We start from the raw sequence: 15,545 nt of genomic DNA, 5'->3' as shown, positions 1-15,545 counted from the left end.
ATCGGATCGGAGGAAATGGCGATGAAGATCGATCTCGACGCCGTTGACGACGCCGTTCTGGCGCTCTTTCATTTGACCTTGCACGATCGCAATCGCGCGTGGAAAACCTTCGATTGGGACGTGCTGAACCGGTTGCATGAACGCGGACTGATCGGCGACCCCGTCAACAAGACGAAATCTGTCGTGCTGACCGACGAGGGCCTGCGGGAATCGGAGCGGCTCTTCACGCAGCTGTTCGTCGATTCCGGCGGCACGCCGACAGACGATTCGCGATGATCTTCAGTTAGACAACGGGTTCGTAGCGCCACCCGTCGCGATGCCATTGCATCGTGTGCGTCGGTTCGAGCGCCGCGAGAAACGCGGTGTCGTGCGACGCGACCACGATCGCGCCCGGGAAGCCGGCCAGCGCGGCTTCGATCGCGCGCACCGATTCGAGATCGAGGTGATTGGTCGGCTCGTCGAGCAGCAGCAGTTGCGCGGGCATGCCGCGCCACAACGCACACGCGAGCGCGGCCTTCAGCCGTTCGCCGCCGCTCAGTTGCCGCGCCGGCTGCGTCGCGCGTGTCGTGTCGAGCTGCAACAGCGCGAGACGGCTGCGCAGGTCGCCTTCGGCGAGCGGCGTATCGAGCAGCCCCAGTTGCTCGACGATCGAGCGGTCGGGATCGAGCAGCGCGAGCCGCTGGTCGAGATACGCGGCGCTCACGTGCGTCGTGCATGTGCCTGAACGCGGCGCGAGTTCCCCCGCGAGCATCCGCAGCAACGTCGATTTGCCGCAGCCGTTCGGGCCCGTCAGCGCGATGCGCACGGCGCCGCTTGCCGACCACGTGATCGAATCCGAATCCGCATCGCCGGCCGCGCGCCACGGCAGTTGCGCGCGTTCGAGCGTGAACAGCTGGCGGCGCGCGCTGACCTCGGTGCCCGGCAGCGACACGAGCACGGGCGCATCGGCTTCGACGCGCGCGGCCGCCTGCTGCACGCGTTCGTCGAGCGTTGCCTTGAAATCGTACTGTTGGCGCCGGACCTGTCCCATGATGTTGCGCGCCGCACCCTTGCGGCTCTGTTTTGCCCCCGACGACAGGTTGGCCGTCTTCGCATCGCGCAGCGAGCCGGCTGCGTGACGCTGAATCGTGTCGTGTTCCTGTTCGAGCCTGCGCTTCACGCGCCCGCGCTCGGTGCGTGCATGATCGAGCGCCGCCTGCGCGGCGTCCTGTTCCGCGCCGCGCTGCGCGCGGTAGAGCGCGTAGTTGCCGCCGTACGAGCGTGCGCCTTGCGGTGTCAGCTCGACGATGCGCCGCACGTCGGCGAGCAGCGCACGGTCGTGGCTCACGATCACGAGCCCGCCGCGCCAGCCGTTGAGCGCCGCGCGCAGCCATGCACGGCCCGGCGCGTCGAGATGATTGGTCGGTTCGTCGAGCACCAGCAGGCCGGCGCCGGACAGCAGCGCGCCGATCAGCGCGACGCGCGCGAGCTGGCCGCCGCTCAGCGCGTGCGCGGGCGTGTCGGGTCGCGCATCGTTCAGGCCGGCCGCGTCGAGTGCCGCGCGCAGCCGCTCGGCGAGATCCCAGCGGTCGCCGATCAGGTCGAAGTCGTGCGGCTCCGCGCGGCCGTTCGCGAGACGCGCGAGTGCGCCGAGCGGCGCATCGAGCGCGGCGATCCGCGCGACGGTCCGCGGGCAGGCCGCAGCGTCGTCGTCGTTGTGTTGCTGCGCGACGTAGGCGACCGGCACATGCCGGTCGATCGTCCCCGAACTCGGCGCGCAGCGGCCCGCGATCAGTTGCGCGAGCTGGCTCTTGCCGATGCCGTTGCGGCCGACGATGCCCGTCGGCGTGCGATCGATGGAAAGGTCGAGCGAATCGAACAGCGTGAAGCCGTCGTCGAAGCGGAAGGAAACGTGATGAAGCGCGACGAGCGCGCCGGTGGGCGAGGCTGCAGCCATAAGCACCTCCGAAAATGCGTGAAGACCTTCGCGCGGCGTGCATGGCACGGCGGCGAAAACATTTTGGGAAGGCTTAGTTGTTCACTTGGCTGGCGTCCGGTATGAGGAATAGGAGCGGAGTGTAGCAAGCGGGGCGCGCGGGCTGCAAGCGAGCGGCGCGAACGCCGTCGCTTGCGCGCCACGCGTGATGGACCGTCGGTGTAGGTCACTTGTCGCGCATGCCGTACCTTGCCAGCGCCTGGGCGAGCGTTCGTCCATCCGGGCCGAGCGGCCGGTCGAGCGCTGCGCGCCGGATTTCGTCGGCCGTCCGCGCGTCGCCGGCATGTGTCGCGAGCAGGCTCTCCGTCAGCGCGGCAGACAGACACGAAGCGTCGAGCCGTCGCGCAATGGCCATGTTTCGCCGCGCTTCGTCGAAGCGGCCCTCGTGTACGCAAAGCACAGCAAGGCCGCCATGTGCGTCGGCGAAGCCGCGATCCAGTTCCGCCGCGCGTTCGAAGCGGATGCGCGCGGCGCCTGGATTGCCATCGAACAGATGTGCCCACGCGGCGGCGACCCATGCGCCGGCGTGGGTTTTCAGCAGGTCGGCCGCACGGTCGAGCGTGCCGGCGGCGTCCGCGAAGCGTTGCTCCGCAAGATCGACGAGGCCGATGCCGAGCGTGGCGCGTGCACCGTCTGGACTGAATGCGCGCGCGCGCTGGAACAGGTCGCGCGCGTCGTCGATCGAGCCGGCATCGAGTGCGAGCAAACCGCGCACGGTCAGGCCGTCGACCGTGTCGGCCGATCGTTCGGCGTAGCGTCGCGCGCCGTCGAGATCCGCTGCGTCGAAGAGTGCGGTGGCGAGCGCGCCGCACAGTTCCGGGCTCGCGGCGCGACCGTCGGCATGGCGCCGCCCGAGCGCGATCGCGTCGTCAAGTTGCCCGAGATGATGCAGCACGCGCAGCTTCAGCGGAATGGCACGAGACTCGTCGCTCAGCGTCGTGTCGTCGAGCAGTTCGACAGCCTCGACGAAGTGGCCGAGCATCGCATTCGCATAGGCTGCGTTGTAACGGATAGATGCATCGTCGTGTGTCGCGAGCAGCGGTTCGAATGCGCGCAACGCGGCGTCGAACCGGTGTTGCGACAGTGCCGCAAGGCCTCGCAGGTTCGCAAGCGCCGCGGGCAGCGGCGCATGGGAGGCGTGTCGATCGAGGAGTTCGTCGCACAGTGTGAAGCGGTGCGCGTCGAATGCGGCGATGGCCGCGTCGGCCAGCAGGTTGAGATTGCCGGGGTCCGTTTCGAGGAACGAAAGCAGGCGTTCGACGCGGTGCGCGTCCGGCGCGGGAGAAATGGCCGAGGGTGACGGTCGGGTAGGCATCGTCAAGATTCCTGATCGATCGGTGCATTGAATGAAGATGACCGCTGGGTACGGCGAGCGACACGCGTAGCGGCTGACGTCTTCAGCATAACAGCGCACCTGCGAATTGACCAAGTTGCGTAGACGCGGCATTCCGGTCTCGAAATCAAGCGAATAATCCAAGAATCATACTTTTTAGATTGATTCGGATTCGTACGAGCTGATGGCGAATCGTGCCTCTGAGGCGGGCGGGGCGTCGTTGAACGGAAAGAAAAAGCGACGTTGAATGCGGAAATAAATTTAGTTAAACGTCCTATTTTTGCGATAAAGAAAACGAAGTCGATAAAGCTGTCGATGGAATCTCGCGGACGCGAAAATCATTAAACAAATATCGAATTGCCCGGACAACCTGTTCGAGGCGTGCCTGTTTTTCCGGCAGCACGCCATTCAAATCACGAACGGGATCGAGGGGCACATGGTAGCGATCGTCACGGGTAACGGGTTGGGTTTGCAGTCGTCGTCCGCATTGGGTCTCGGCGCACGCGGCCAGCTTGGCGAAGCGTCGTCTGGTCAGGCGGGCGAGCGAATCTATGTCAATGCGGCGAACGGCAACCTGATCGTCCAGGATCGCGACCTGGTGCTGATCGGACGCGGAGTCGCCAGCGCGATCCATCGTGCCTACAACAGCCAGGGAAAGTTCGCGGCCGACGGCTGGCGCCCCGGCGGCGCGCGCACGGTTGGCGCGCTGTCCGGCAAGCTGAACGAGGCGGGCAGCGCGGTCACGCGCACCGACTGGGACGGCTCGACGGTCGTCTACGGTTATGACGCTCAGCGGCGGCTCTATGTCGCGACGAGCGGCGCCGGTGCGCGGGCGACGCTCGCCTACGACGCCGGAACGCGGCAATGGGCTTGGTGGGACGGTGGCAAGCAACTGTCCGAAATTTACGACGTGACGCGTGGCGGTCGCCTTGTCTCGGCGACGGACCGCGACGGCAACAAAGTCGACTACGCATACGATGGCGCGGGCCTGCTGAGTCGCGTGACGACGGCCAGCGGCGAATCGACGTATCTCGACTACACGGCCGGGCGGCTTACGCAGCTGCGCACGGTCTGGATCGACGCGAACGGCGCGCAGCGCACGTCGACCGCGGTGCGCTACGGCTACGATGCGGCCGGGCGCCTGAGCACGGTGACGGTCGATCTGACGCCGGACGACAACAGCATCGCGGACGGCAAGGTGTTCACGACGACCTACCGCTACGACGGCGATAGCGAGCGGGTGGCGTCGATCACGCAATCGGACGGTGCCGAGGTCGGATTCACCTATGCATTGCTGGGCGGCGAATATCGCGTGACGCGCATCTCTCAGCGGGCTGACGGCGGTGTCGCGCGCGTCACGCGCCTTGCCTACGATCTAGACGCACGCCGGACGACGATCACCGATCCGCTCGGCGCGGCCACCGTGCTCGCGTACGACGACGCAGGCCGACTCGTCGAGATCGTGCCGCCCGCGGGCGGCACGCAGCGGTTTCATTACGATGCGGCCGGCAACGTCGTGAAAGTGGAGGAGGCGGGCGGCGGCGTCGAATATCGCTACGACGCGCGCGGCAACCGGGTCTGGCAGCGCGATGCCGCAGGAGGCGTGATCGAGTGGCGCTACGGCGAAAACGACGAACTGCTTGAGGAGACCACCCACCTCGGCGGCGGCGAAACCGCCACCACGACTTATGTCTACGACACGCGACGGCATCTCCGTTTCGTCGTCGATGCGGAGCGGCGAGTCACCGAATACCGGTACAACGGAGTCGGCCAGCAGGTTTCGGTGCTGACATACGCAGATGCCGGCTACGCCGGGGCGGGCTTGGGCGAAGCCGATCTGGCTCGCTGGGTCGCGAGCCTGGCCGACAAGAGCAACGGCACCCGTACCGACACCGCATACGACTTTCGCGGCAACGTCGCGAGCGTCACGCGTTACGGCCGGCTGCTGAAGGACGGCACGGGCGATGCCCGCGCGGGGGCGGGCGAGGTGACGCAGACGCGCTACGTCTACGATCCGTCCGGCCGCCTGCTGCAGCGCTTCGTCGGCGCGTCGGGCAAGCAGCAGGTCGAGCAGTTTGCGTACGACGGGTTGGGGCGGATGCTGTCGGCGCGCCGCTTCGACGGAACGATGACGCTTTATCGCTACGACGACGCGAACCATCAGACCATCGTCACATTCGGCAACGGGCTCACCCGCACGTCGACCTTCAACGGCGCCGGAGAATTGGTGGCGATCGCCGAGTCGGCAGCGGGCGTGCTGCTGTCGCAGGTCGGCTATACCTATGACGCCGCCGGCCGGCTGCGCATGGAAACCGATGCCGTCGGACAGCGCACGCATTATCTGCGCGATGCGGTCGGTCGCAAGATCGCCAAGATCGATGGCACGGGTGCGCTGACCGAATATGCGTACTCGCCGGCAGGACAGCTCGCCCGGACGATTCGTTACGCGGAAGCGCTGACGGCCGCACAACTGGCAGGCCTGACGAACGTGGCCGGCCCGGTTGATATTTCCACACTGGCGCGCTTTCGTCCCGTCTCAACCGTCGCGGATCGGCGTGAATGGCGCACGTACGACGGCGCCGGGCGGCTCGCGTGTGTCGTGGATGCAGACGGCACAATGACGTCATACCGATATGGCGACGCCGGACGGCTCGCTAGCACGATTCAGTATGCGAACCGCGTCGACACGAAGCAAGACGATCCCGCGTCGGGAAAGCCGCCGCAGGTGTCAGCGGCCGACCGGCAGACACGCTACTTCTACGACGGTAGCGGCTCGTTGATCGGGCAGATCGATGCGGAAGGCTACCTGACCGAGTACCAATACGACGCGGCGGGCCGGCGGGTGTCGACGATACGTTACGCGACCCCCGTGCTCGATACCGCGCGCGATGCGAAGAACGTGCAGGATGTTCGCCCGTCAGCGAGCCGCAATGACATTCGCGAATACGCGATGTACGACGCACGCGGCCTGCTGCGCAAGGAGATCGACGGCGAAGGACACGTAACAGCCTACGATTACGACGAGTTCGGCAACGTGTCTCAGCGCACCCGCACCGAGCGTTTCGATCCGAGCCAGCTGAATGAACCGCGGACCGTGCCGCTGACCTTCGAGGCGAAGCTCGATCGCTCGGCATTGGTTGGCATCGAATTGAGTGTTTGGGTCGACGGCGTGAAAGTCGGATCGGTCGAAGTGCGATCGACGACGAACAAGCGCTTTGCGATCGAGATTCCCGACGTCGTGCCGGCCATGGCGCACAGCGTCGAGTTCCGTACGGCGTCGGTCATGTACGACGCTCTGGTCCAGAACGCGATGTTCGGACATAGGCCGTTCGCGGAGCCTGGCACGAGTCCGGACGGGCGCCCACCACGACCGGGCGAGAAGAGTCAGAACTATCTGCTCGATGCAGCCGGCAATGCGAAATTCTGGACGGCGGCGCTCGGCAGGCAGGAGCGGACGATGTATCGCTACGACGCGATGGGCCGGCTGCTCGAGCGAACCGCGAGCGAGATGAAGGGGGCGTTTGCCACGCGCTACACGTACGACAGCGAAGGGCGCGTGACCAGCGAGACAACGGGCGGTCGTTCGCTGCACTACCGCTACGATGTGCAGGGCCGGCTGATCGGCGAATTGTCGGGAGAGGGCGGCGCGGCGCTGGCCGCGTTGGGCGACCAGCCGGAGTCGGATCAGATCGAATCGATCTGGCAGATGTCGAGCATGCGCCACACATACGACGCCGCCGGGCGAAGGGTATCGACGACGGATGCCAACGGCCGGTCTGCCACGTTTTTCCATGATGCGGCCGGCCGGCAGACGCATCGGGTGAATGCGGCGGGGGAAGCGGTCGAGCAGCGATACGACGCGATCGGCAACCTGACGCAGACCATCGCGTATGCGAAACGCATGGATGGCGCGGCGCTCCGCACGCTGAAGGGCGGTACGCTGACCGACGCGGTGCGGCGGGCGTTTGCGGTGCTTGCCGATGATCAGGTGTCGCGCGTGAGCTTCGGATACGACGGCAGGGGCCGCGTCGTGCGGCGAGTCGACGCGCAGTCGTTTGCCACTTGGCATACTTACAACGCATTCGGCGACACGCTTTCCACCCTGCAGGACATTGCTGCGGACAAACGGATTGTCCGGTCCTCCAGCTACGATCGCCTTGGACGCACTGTCAGCACGGTAACTGATCCGGGTGGCCTGAATCTCGTCACGCGAACCGTGCATGACGCATTCGGTCGCGAGATCGAATCGACCGATGCGAACGGCGTCGTGCGCCGCAACGAGTACGATCGCAACGGCAATGTCGTGGTCGTCACCGACGGTCTCGGCCAACGGAGCCGGATGACCTACGACGCGTTCGGCAACCTGCTGACGCGCACCGATCGGACTGGCGCGACGACGCGGTACGCCTATTCGTCCGAGCAGCGTCAACTGATCGTGTCGACGCCGGACGGCATCCGGTTCACGACGACCTGCGACGAGCTCGGCCAGACCGTCGCGCTGATCGACGGGCGCGGCAATGCGACCAAGTACAAGTATGACCTGGACGGTCGCCTGATCCGTACCGAGACCGCCGCGGGCGTGACACAGCAGCGTTTCGACCACGCCGGGCAGTTGTGCGAGACGGTAGATGGGCGCGGTGTGCGGACGGTCTATACATATGATGCAGCGGGTCGCGTGCTGACGCGCACACTCGATCCGGAGAAGCTGAAACTGGTGACGCGCTATGAGTACGACGCGAAAGGCCAGGTGATACGAACGACGGAACCGACGGGAACCGTTGTCGAGACGACATACGACCGCAATGGCCGCAAGGTCGCTGTCGTGACGGATGCGGGTGAAGGCAAGCTGAATCTGAGGACGACCTTCGAATACGACGGCGCCGGCAACGTGCTGACGATGGTGGAAGGCGCGGGCACGGCGAGCGCGCGCAAGGTCCGGCACGAATACGATGCGGCCGGGCGTCTGGCAGCCACGACCGTCGATCCGAACGGGCTCGCATTCACGACGCGGTATGCCTACGACGGCAATGGCAATGTGGTCCGGGTAACCGACGCGGCGGGCGGCGTCACGCGTTACGGCTATGACGCGGAAGGCAGGCAGATCTGTGAAGTCGGGCCGACGGGGGCGATCGTGCTGAGCCGGCGCGACGCGGAAGGGCGAGTCGTTGCGCGCACCGCGTATGCGACGCCAAACGGGGAATTCCTCGGCGACGGCGGCGCGCTGTCGATCGACGATCTGGAGCGGCGAGTCGCGGGTGCTCCCGGGCGCGATCGGACGACGCGCCATGTCTATGATGTCAACGGGCACGTGCGGTACACGTTCGACCCGCTTGGCGCATTGACCGAGATCCGATACGACGAGAACGGCAACGTCACGTCGACTGCCTTGCACGGTCGTGTGATGGAACCGTCGGACGATCTGACCGAAACGGCGATCGCCGCCTGCTTGAGGCGTCTCGGGTCGTCGCATGTCCAACTCGTGAGCCGTGTGACGCAGACGGTTTATGACGCAGCCAACCGGGGCATCTTCGTTGTCGATCCGCTCGGCTTCGTGACCCAGAACCGCTACGACGCCAACGGCAATCTCCTGGAGCGTGTTCAGCATCGGTCACAGATGACGGCGCTTTCGAATGGCTCGGCCGAGGCAAATGAAAAGGACCTGACACGCTGGGTGAGCAACTGGCCGCGCGAGGTCGATACGCGCATCACGAGTTGGCGGTATGACGCCGCCGATCGGGTGATGGACAGCCTCGATACCGAAGGCTATATGACGCGCCACGAATACGAGGGCGGGCGCTTGAGCAGAACGGTGCGCTATGGCGTGCGCGCCGAGCCGTCGCGCGCGATGCCGGTTCGATCGATCGAGCGGTTGCTGCCGACCGGGCCCACCTATGCCGAAACGGCAGTGACCGAATATCGCTACGACGGCGCCGGCAGGCTCACCAGCGTGATCGATCCGGCCGCCATCACGACACACTACGTGCTGGATGCGCTCGGTCGTGCGGTGGAGACGATCGACGCGTACGGTACCGATCGTCAGACATCGACTCGCGCGACCTTCGACGCCGCAGGACGCGTGACAAGGGAGGTGCGTGCTTTCGGCACGGCTGCGGCAGTCGCCGTCGAATACCGCTACGACGCGCTGGGCAATCGTGTCGTCCAGTTTGATCCGCGCGGCACCGAATTGGCGGAACGCGATAGTGCCTGGGCGCTCGCGCAACGCCAGGCGTTGGGCTACGTCGACGCACAGGGCCGCGCCTTGGCGGCCAGCACACTGACGGCGGCCCAGCGCGACGCGCTGTCGGCTCGCTATGCAACGCATTACCGCTATGATGCCGCCGGCCGGCTGATCGAGGAAATCGATCCTCTCGGGTACTCGGAGCGTACCGTGTTCGACGCGTTCGGGGATGCGGTCGAGCGGGTAACGAAAGGTGTCGCTGCGAAGCTGATCTACGATCGGCTCGGGCGTCTCATCGTACAGGTCAACCCTGACGGCTCGTTGGTTCGGACTGGGTACAGCGTGTCCGGGCGACCAACCCGGATCGAGCGCTACGACAGTCGTTCGATCGACTGGCAGGCAGTTTCTGCCGATCTCCGTGAGTTTGACGTCATGGCACTGCTGAAGCGGGGCGCGGCCGCTGTCACGCTGCTCGTATACGACAAGCTCGACCGGCTCGTGAAATCGACGGATGCGGAGGGGTACACGGAAACCTATCGGTACAACGCGTTCGGCGACCGCACCGAGTACCGGAACAAACTCGGTGCGACCTTCTCGTATGGGTACGACAACCGTGGATTGCTGATCTCCGAAACGCTGCCCGTGACATCGGGTGGCCGTGTGGTGCAGAACTTCCACCTATATGATGCCGGCGGCCGTCGCACGGCGACCATCGAGGCGGGTGAGCGGTCCGAACAACGCATTACCCGATTCGAATACGACGTGCTCGGCCGGCCGATCCGCAAGATCGGCGACGCGGTCGTCATTCGCCTGGCGTCGGGAGCGACTCGCAGGATCGAGCCGACGGAAACCACGGCATACGATGCGCGAGGCAATGTCGCCAGGCAGACCGATGCGAACGGCAACACCACGACGTGGTATTACGACGCGGCCAACCGCAAGACGGCCGAAGTGAGCGCGGCCGGGACGCTGACGCTTTGGGCCTATGATGCGGCGGGCAATCGTATCTCGTCGCGCGTGTTCGCCGATCCCGTCGTCCCGGCGAATGGCGCCGAGCCACCGCAACCAGTGGACGCGAGCCGCGTTCGCGAGACCCGGTATCGCTACGACGAGAACAACCGGCTGGTCGAATCGCGCGTGCTTGACGTCGCGACGGGCTACTTCGATTCGTCCGCGGGCGAGACGCAGCGGGGCGAGTATTTCATCACGACAGGCAGCGAGCTCGTCACGACATACCGCTATGACGGCGGTGGACGGCTGATCGAGCAGACGGATCCCGCAGGCAACCGGACGCTGAGCTTCTATGACCGGCTCGGCTACAAGACGCTTGAAGTGGACGGCGCCGGATATGGCGTTCGCTTCGAGCGCGATGCGGAGGGGCGCGTGCTCAAGGAAACGCGTTTCGCTTCACGCTATCCCGACCCGGTTGCGCCGAACCAGGCACTTGCCGAGTCGCTTGCGGCGAACTGGCCGAGGAGTGCCGACGACCGGATCACGGAGTACCAGTGGGACGGTAATGGCCGATTGATCAGCGAAACGCGGATCGGCGTGCGGCATGCGACGGTCGATGCGAATGGCAGGTTGACCGAAGGCGTGGCCAATTCGACGACGCGGTACGTGTACGACGGCGAGGGGCACCTGCTGCGCCGAACTGACGCGAACGGCAACCAATACGATTTCACGTACGACGCGCTTGGCCGGCAAACCGGACAGATTCTGCCGCAGTTCGTCGATCACTTGAACCGGGAGGTTCGTTCTCGTGTGTCGTTCGAATACGACGGCTTGAACAACGTCGTCAAGGAAACCCGGCACGGCGATACGGACCAGGTCTCAACCTACGCGTATGGTGCGGGCGGGCGGCTGGTATCGAAGGCGAACGCGCTTGGCGTGGTGACGAATTTCGAGTATGACGCGGCGGGCAACACGACGCTCGTCAGCTATCTTCGCGGCGACGCGGACGGCCGGCAGCAGCGGGACGAAACCGCGATCGGATACGACACGGTGAACCGCGAGATTTCGCGTACGACGCGCGTGCGCGATTCCGGTACGGGGGCGATCCGGTCGGACGGTGTGGCGCGCGAACAGAAGTACAACGCCTATGGCGAGATCGTTGCGCGCCGCACGGGCGGCGGCGGGCCGAACGGCGAGTGGCAGGAGTATGCGGACTACAACAACGCCGGATGGGTCGTGCGCACGAACTTCGGCGACGGCGTGTCGCGGCTGTTCCTGTACGACCGCAACGGCAACGCGACGCTTAAGGTCGAGTCGATGGAAACCGATCTGCGCCGCCATGCGATTGAGACCGGCGACGATCTCGTCGGGTTGCTCAAGCGCGCGGACATGATGCAGACGTATACGCGGTATGACGCGCGCAACCAGGTGATCCAGGTGCGGCAGCCGAAGACGTCGGGCGGGGCGCCGCGCGTGAGTTTCAGTCCGGTCGATATTCCGATCGAAGGGGGGAAGTTCGCGAATACGCAGTTGACGATCAGCGGGTGGTTGCCGAAGAGCGGGAGCGTGGTGGGGCCGACGTTGCCGTTGGAGGGCGGAGATGTAGGGGCAATAGGGGGAAATGCCGGCGCTGCACAGACCACCGTCGATTGGACGTATCGCGTGAGTTCTGACGGCGGGGTATATACCGATGTGGCGCAAATGAATTCGGTTTCGATTTCGTTGCCGGATCTGAGTCGCGTGTACGGCGCATATAGCATCGAAGTGAGGTTGAAATATGCGATGACTGGCCGATACATGGGGTTCTTTGGGAAAGAAAAATACCCCAAGGATTTTCCGCTCAACATGACGAGAGAGCGGACGTCGGGAAGCATCTCAAATAGCCCTTCTCGGATTGTGATTCCGCTTGAAGATAGGTGGCCGGGGCGAGATTACCCAGTCCCGTTCAGGGTTCAATCGATGGGGACCGAACATGATCGACAATTCGCACACGTCGAATTTGCGTATACAGCGGAAATTTTCCTGACTCCGATGGGAGGTGCGGGTGGGCCGAAACTGATTGGGACGATTGAAAAATCTGCTCTGGTATTTGGGATGGCAGACACTGGCGTAATCAATAATTGGTGGCCGCCAATAAAACAATGGACAGTTGCGAAGCGCGAAGCATTCAACGGCGAAGCATCGATGGGATTCTCCGCGTCCATGTTGAGCGTGGCTCGCGGCACGCTCCCCCCGGACGCGCGAGGCATGCTTTACTACCGTCGGGATGGCTCGGACGATTGCTTCCAGTTGCTCGGCAAGAGCGCCAATAGTCAATCGAATTCATACACCGTTGACGCAGGCGCGTTGCCCGACGGTGATTACGAGATGATCTTCATGGCCGTCGGTGCGGACGGTACGTTGTTGCGCCGCGACGGATACACCGCGCATATCTCGCGCGCTGACAACTCTCGCATCGAATCGTCGCCGATCGCGCTCAACACGGCCACGGTGCGTCCGTCATTCATGACGGACGCTACCGGCAATTACATATGGACCGCGCCGCGCACGCTCGACATGTATGCCTTGCGGAGCAAGGAAGGCGTGATCGCCGATGCCGTCGACGTGCGATTCCGCCGGGCCGGTTCGGCTGGCTACGCCGACGACTGGAGGCGGGTCGACCGCGATCCGGTTTCAGGCGCATTGAGGCTCGATCTGGCGGCGCTCGGGGCGGGCGACTACGAGATGGAGGTGCGCCTTCATAAGGGCGGCACGCATCTCGATACGCTGCGCAGCCAGGTCCGGATTCCCGGCGGCAGCGGTGCGCCGGACATCTCGGTCATCAACTATCTGAGCAATACGCGCGAGTCGGTGACGTTCCACGCCCAGCCCGCCGACACCGATCACCTGATGGTGTCGTGGGAACTGAACGGGACGACACACTACCGCAAGGTGGAACGTATCGGAAGCGAGTTTGTGTGGGACACGCTCGCCGAAGGCGCATTGCTTCCCAGGCATCAGCCTCACGCGATCAAGTTCACGGCCTATGATGCGTATGGCCGTGCGCTGTCGATGGGCAAGGGCACTATCACGGTCGGCAGCCAGGGGGTATCAAGCGCGACGCTCGAAGGCAGCAATTTGCCTTGCATCTTTGAATTTAGCCCACAGGACGACCGTGGCGCAAAACTCGCGAATGCAACCACGCTGGTGCTCTACTACCGTCCGGCACCACACACCCAAGCCGATTACGACAAACCGTTTTCCGAAGCGATCCTCACCCGCGACGGCGCGGGCCGTTTCCTGTTCGACGCGACGTCGCTGCCGACCAACGCCGAATACGAATACCGCTATCTCGCGAAGGACGCACAAGGCAACGTGCTGACTGAACGTCAGAGCTATTTCCTGACAGGCACGCGCAACAATCCGGTGACCAACGTGGATATCGTCGGCGTGATCGACGAAACCGCGAAGGACATGACAATCGACCGGATGCAGTCGCACAACGCGTTCCGCGAGGTGTCGGCGGAGCGCGACGGGCGCGGCAACTGGACCTTTTCGTCCTACAACACGATGGGCCGGCTGACGCTGAAGCGTGAACCGGAGATCAGCGTCACGCTCGCGGACGGCTCGAAAGTTCGCGTCGCGCCGGAAACGCGGTTCCACTATGACCTGACGGGCAACCTCGTCGGCATCAAGGACGCGAACGGCAACCTGTCGACGCACCAATGGAATTACGGATTGGCGCAGCCGGCGGTCGCGCGGTCGTGGGATGCGCTTGGCCACGACAAGCGCTTCGCGTACGACGTGCAGGGCAACCTGCGCGTCCAGTACGACGAGCAGAACCGCCGCACCGACTATACGTACGACGCCGGCGATCGTCTGATCCGGATCGATCGCCCGGCACTGGCGAACGGCGCGAACGCGGGGCGGCGCGGTGTCGATCGCTACGAATACGACGCAGCCGGTAACCGGATCGCGCACATCGATGCACTGGGCGGGCGTGAGCGAACCTATTACGACAGCGAAGGGCGGGTCATCCGGACCGTGAGCGCGGCGGGCCGATCGATGCAGTACGACTATCGCTGGGCGTCGACGATCGGCACGGTGGGCAGCGGCACGACCGGCGGCTGGTTGAAGACGACGACCGACGCGAACGGCCGGACGATGATCGACGAGACGGATCTGTTCGGCCGGCTGATGAGGCACACGGATCTCGGTGGACGGGTATTCGACTACACGTACAACCTGGCGGGGCTGCTGACGCGCCAACGTGGCACGAGCGGGCAGGACGTGAGCTACGAGTATTACTCGCACGGGCTGGTGCGAGCGATCCGTGACCGGGGCACGCAGACCGAATCGCTGTACGAATACGACGGCGACGGCAACCGGACGGCGGAATTCTTCCGCTCGATCTCCGGCGCGTATGTGTTCGCGCAATCGTACGTCGAATACGATGCGGCAAACCGAGTCACGGCGATTCGGGACAACGCGTACCAGGTGCGCTACGAATACGACGCGGTGGGCAACCGCCGGCGGATGACGGCGGACTACACGGACCTCGTCGGTTACCACAAGAAGACGCAGGACTACTGGTACGAATACGACGCGTTGAACCGCTTCACGGTGACGATGGGCGTGCTGTCGGACGGCCGGATCGTCGCGGGCCCGAAAGGCGGGGACGGCGTGCAGCTCGGCTACAACGCGGCAGGCGAGCGTGTGCTGGCGGTGTATGCGTCGGACGGTCGGACGGAGCGCTACGAATACGACGCGAACGGGTACCTGACGAACCAGGCGATCAACGGTGTGGTGGTGCGCGAGCGGGAGAACGACCTGCTGGGCCGGGTGACGGGTTACACGGCATACACGGCGGACCGCTCGAAGCGAACGGAGCAGGTAACGCGACAGTACGACGCGGACGGGCTGCAAACGAGCGAACGCGACGTACTGGAAGGGGCGACGACACGCTATATGCGAATGTCGGACGGAACGCTGGAGCGCACGGAGCGGTGTCCGGACAAGGGCGACGGCACGTTGGTGACGACGGCGTACACGTACGAGTGGTGGGACGGGGCGAAGCAGAAGACGGCGGTGTCGCAGGGCACGAACCCGAACGCGCCGGGGTGGAAGCC

4 protein-coding genes and 1 pseudogene are annotated in these 15,545 nt (G+C 64.7%); 3 read left to right on the top strand and 2 right to left on the bottom strand.

Going from position 1 to position 15,545, the window contains the following annotated elements:
- Window positions 1-21: 21 nt before the first annotated feature.
- Window positions 22-276: a DUF6429 family protein gene (locus tag KVT39_RS31205; protein WP_217590910.1), complete on the top strand. Its 255-nt coding sequence runs from the start codon at window positions 22-24 to the stop codon at window positions 274-276.
- A gap of 7 nt (window positions 277-283) precedes the next feature.
- On the opposite strand, the gene KVT39_RS31200 is transcribed toward KVT39_RS31205, so the two are convergent.
- Both KVT39_RS31200 and KVT39_RS31195 read right to left on the bottom strand, forming a co-directional pair.
- Window positions 284-1,936, bottom strand: coding sequence for an ABC-F family ATP-binding cassette domain-containing protein (locus KVT39_RS31200; protein WP_217590909.1), 1,653 nt, complete (start codon window positions 1,934-1,936; stop codon window positions 284-286).
- A gap of 205 nt (window positions 1,937-2,141) precedes the next feature.
- Window positions 2,142-3,290, bottom strand: a complete 1,149-nt coding sequence (locus tag KVT39_RS31195; protein WP_217590908.1) for a tetratricopeptide repeat protein — start codon at window positions 3,288-3,290, stop codon at window positions 2,142-2,144.
- A gap of 454 nt (window positions 3,291-3,744) precedes the next feature.
- On the opposite strand from KVT39_RS31195, the pseudogene KVT39_RS38700 reads away from it, so the two are divergent.
- Both KVT39_RS38700 and KVT39_RS31190 read left to right on the top strand, forming a co-directional pair.
- A pseudogene (locus KVT39_RS38700) lies at window positions 3,745-4,746 on the top strand (hypothetical protein); the annotation flags it as partial.
- A 24-nt stretch (window positions 4,747-4,770) separates the two neighbouring features.
- A partial coding sequence (locus KVT39_RS31190) for a hypothetical protein (protein WP_368858942.1) occupies window positions 4,771-15,545 on the top strand: 10,775 nt, incomplete at its 3' end.

The organism is Burkholderia sp. GbtcB21 (assembly GCF_019091065.1).
Classification (GTDB): Bacteria; Pseudomonadota; Gammaproteobacteria; order Burkholderiales; family Burkholderiaceae; genus Burkholderia; species Burkholderia pyrrocinia_C.
The sequence above is the reverse complement of the archived record's forward strand: the minus strand, read 5'-3'. Positions and strand labels throughout refer to the sequence as shown.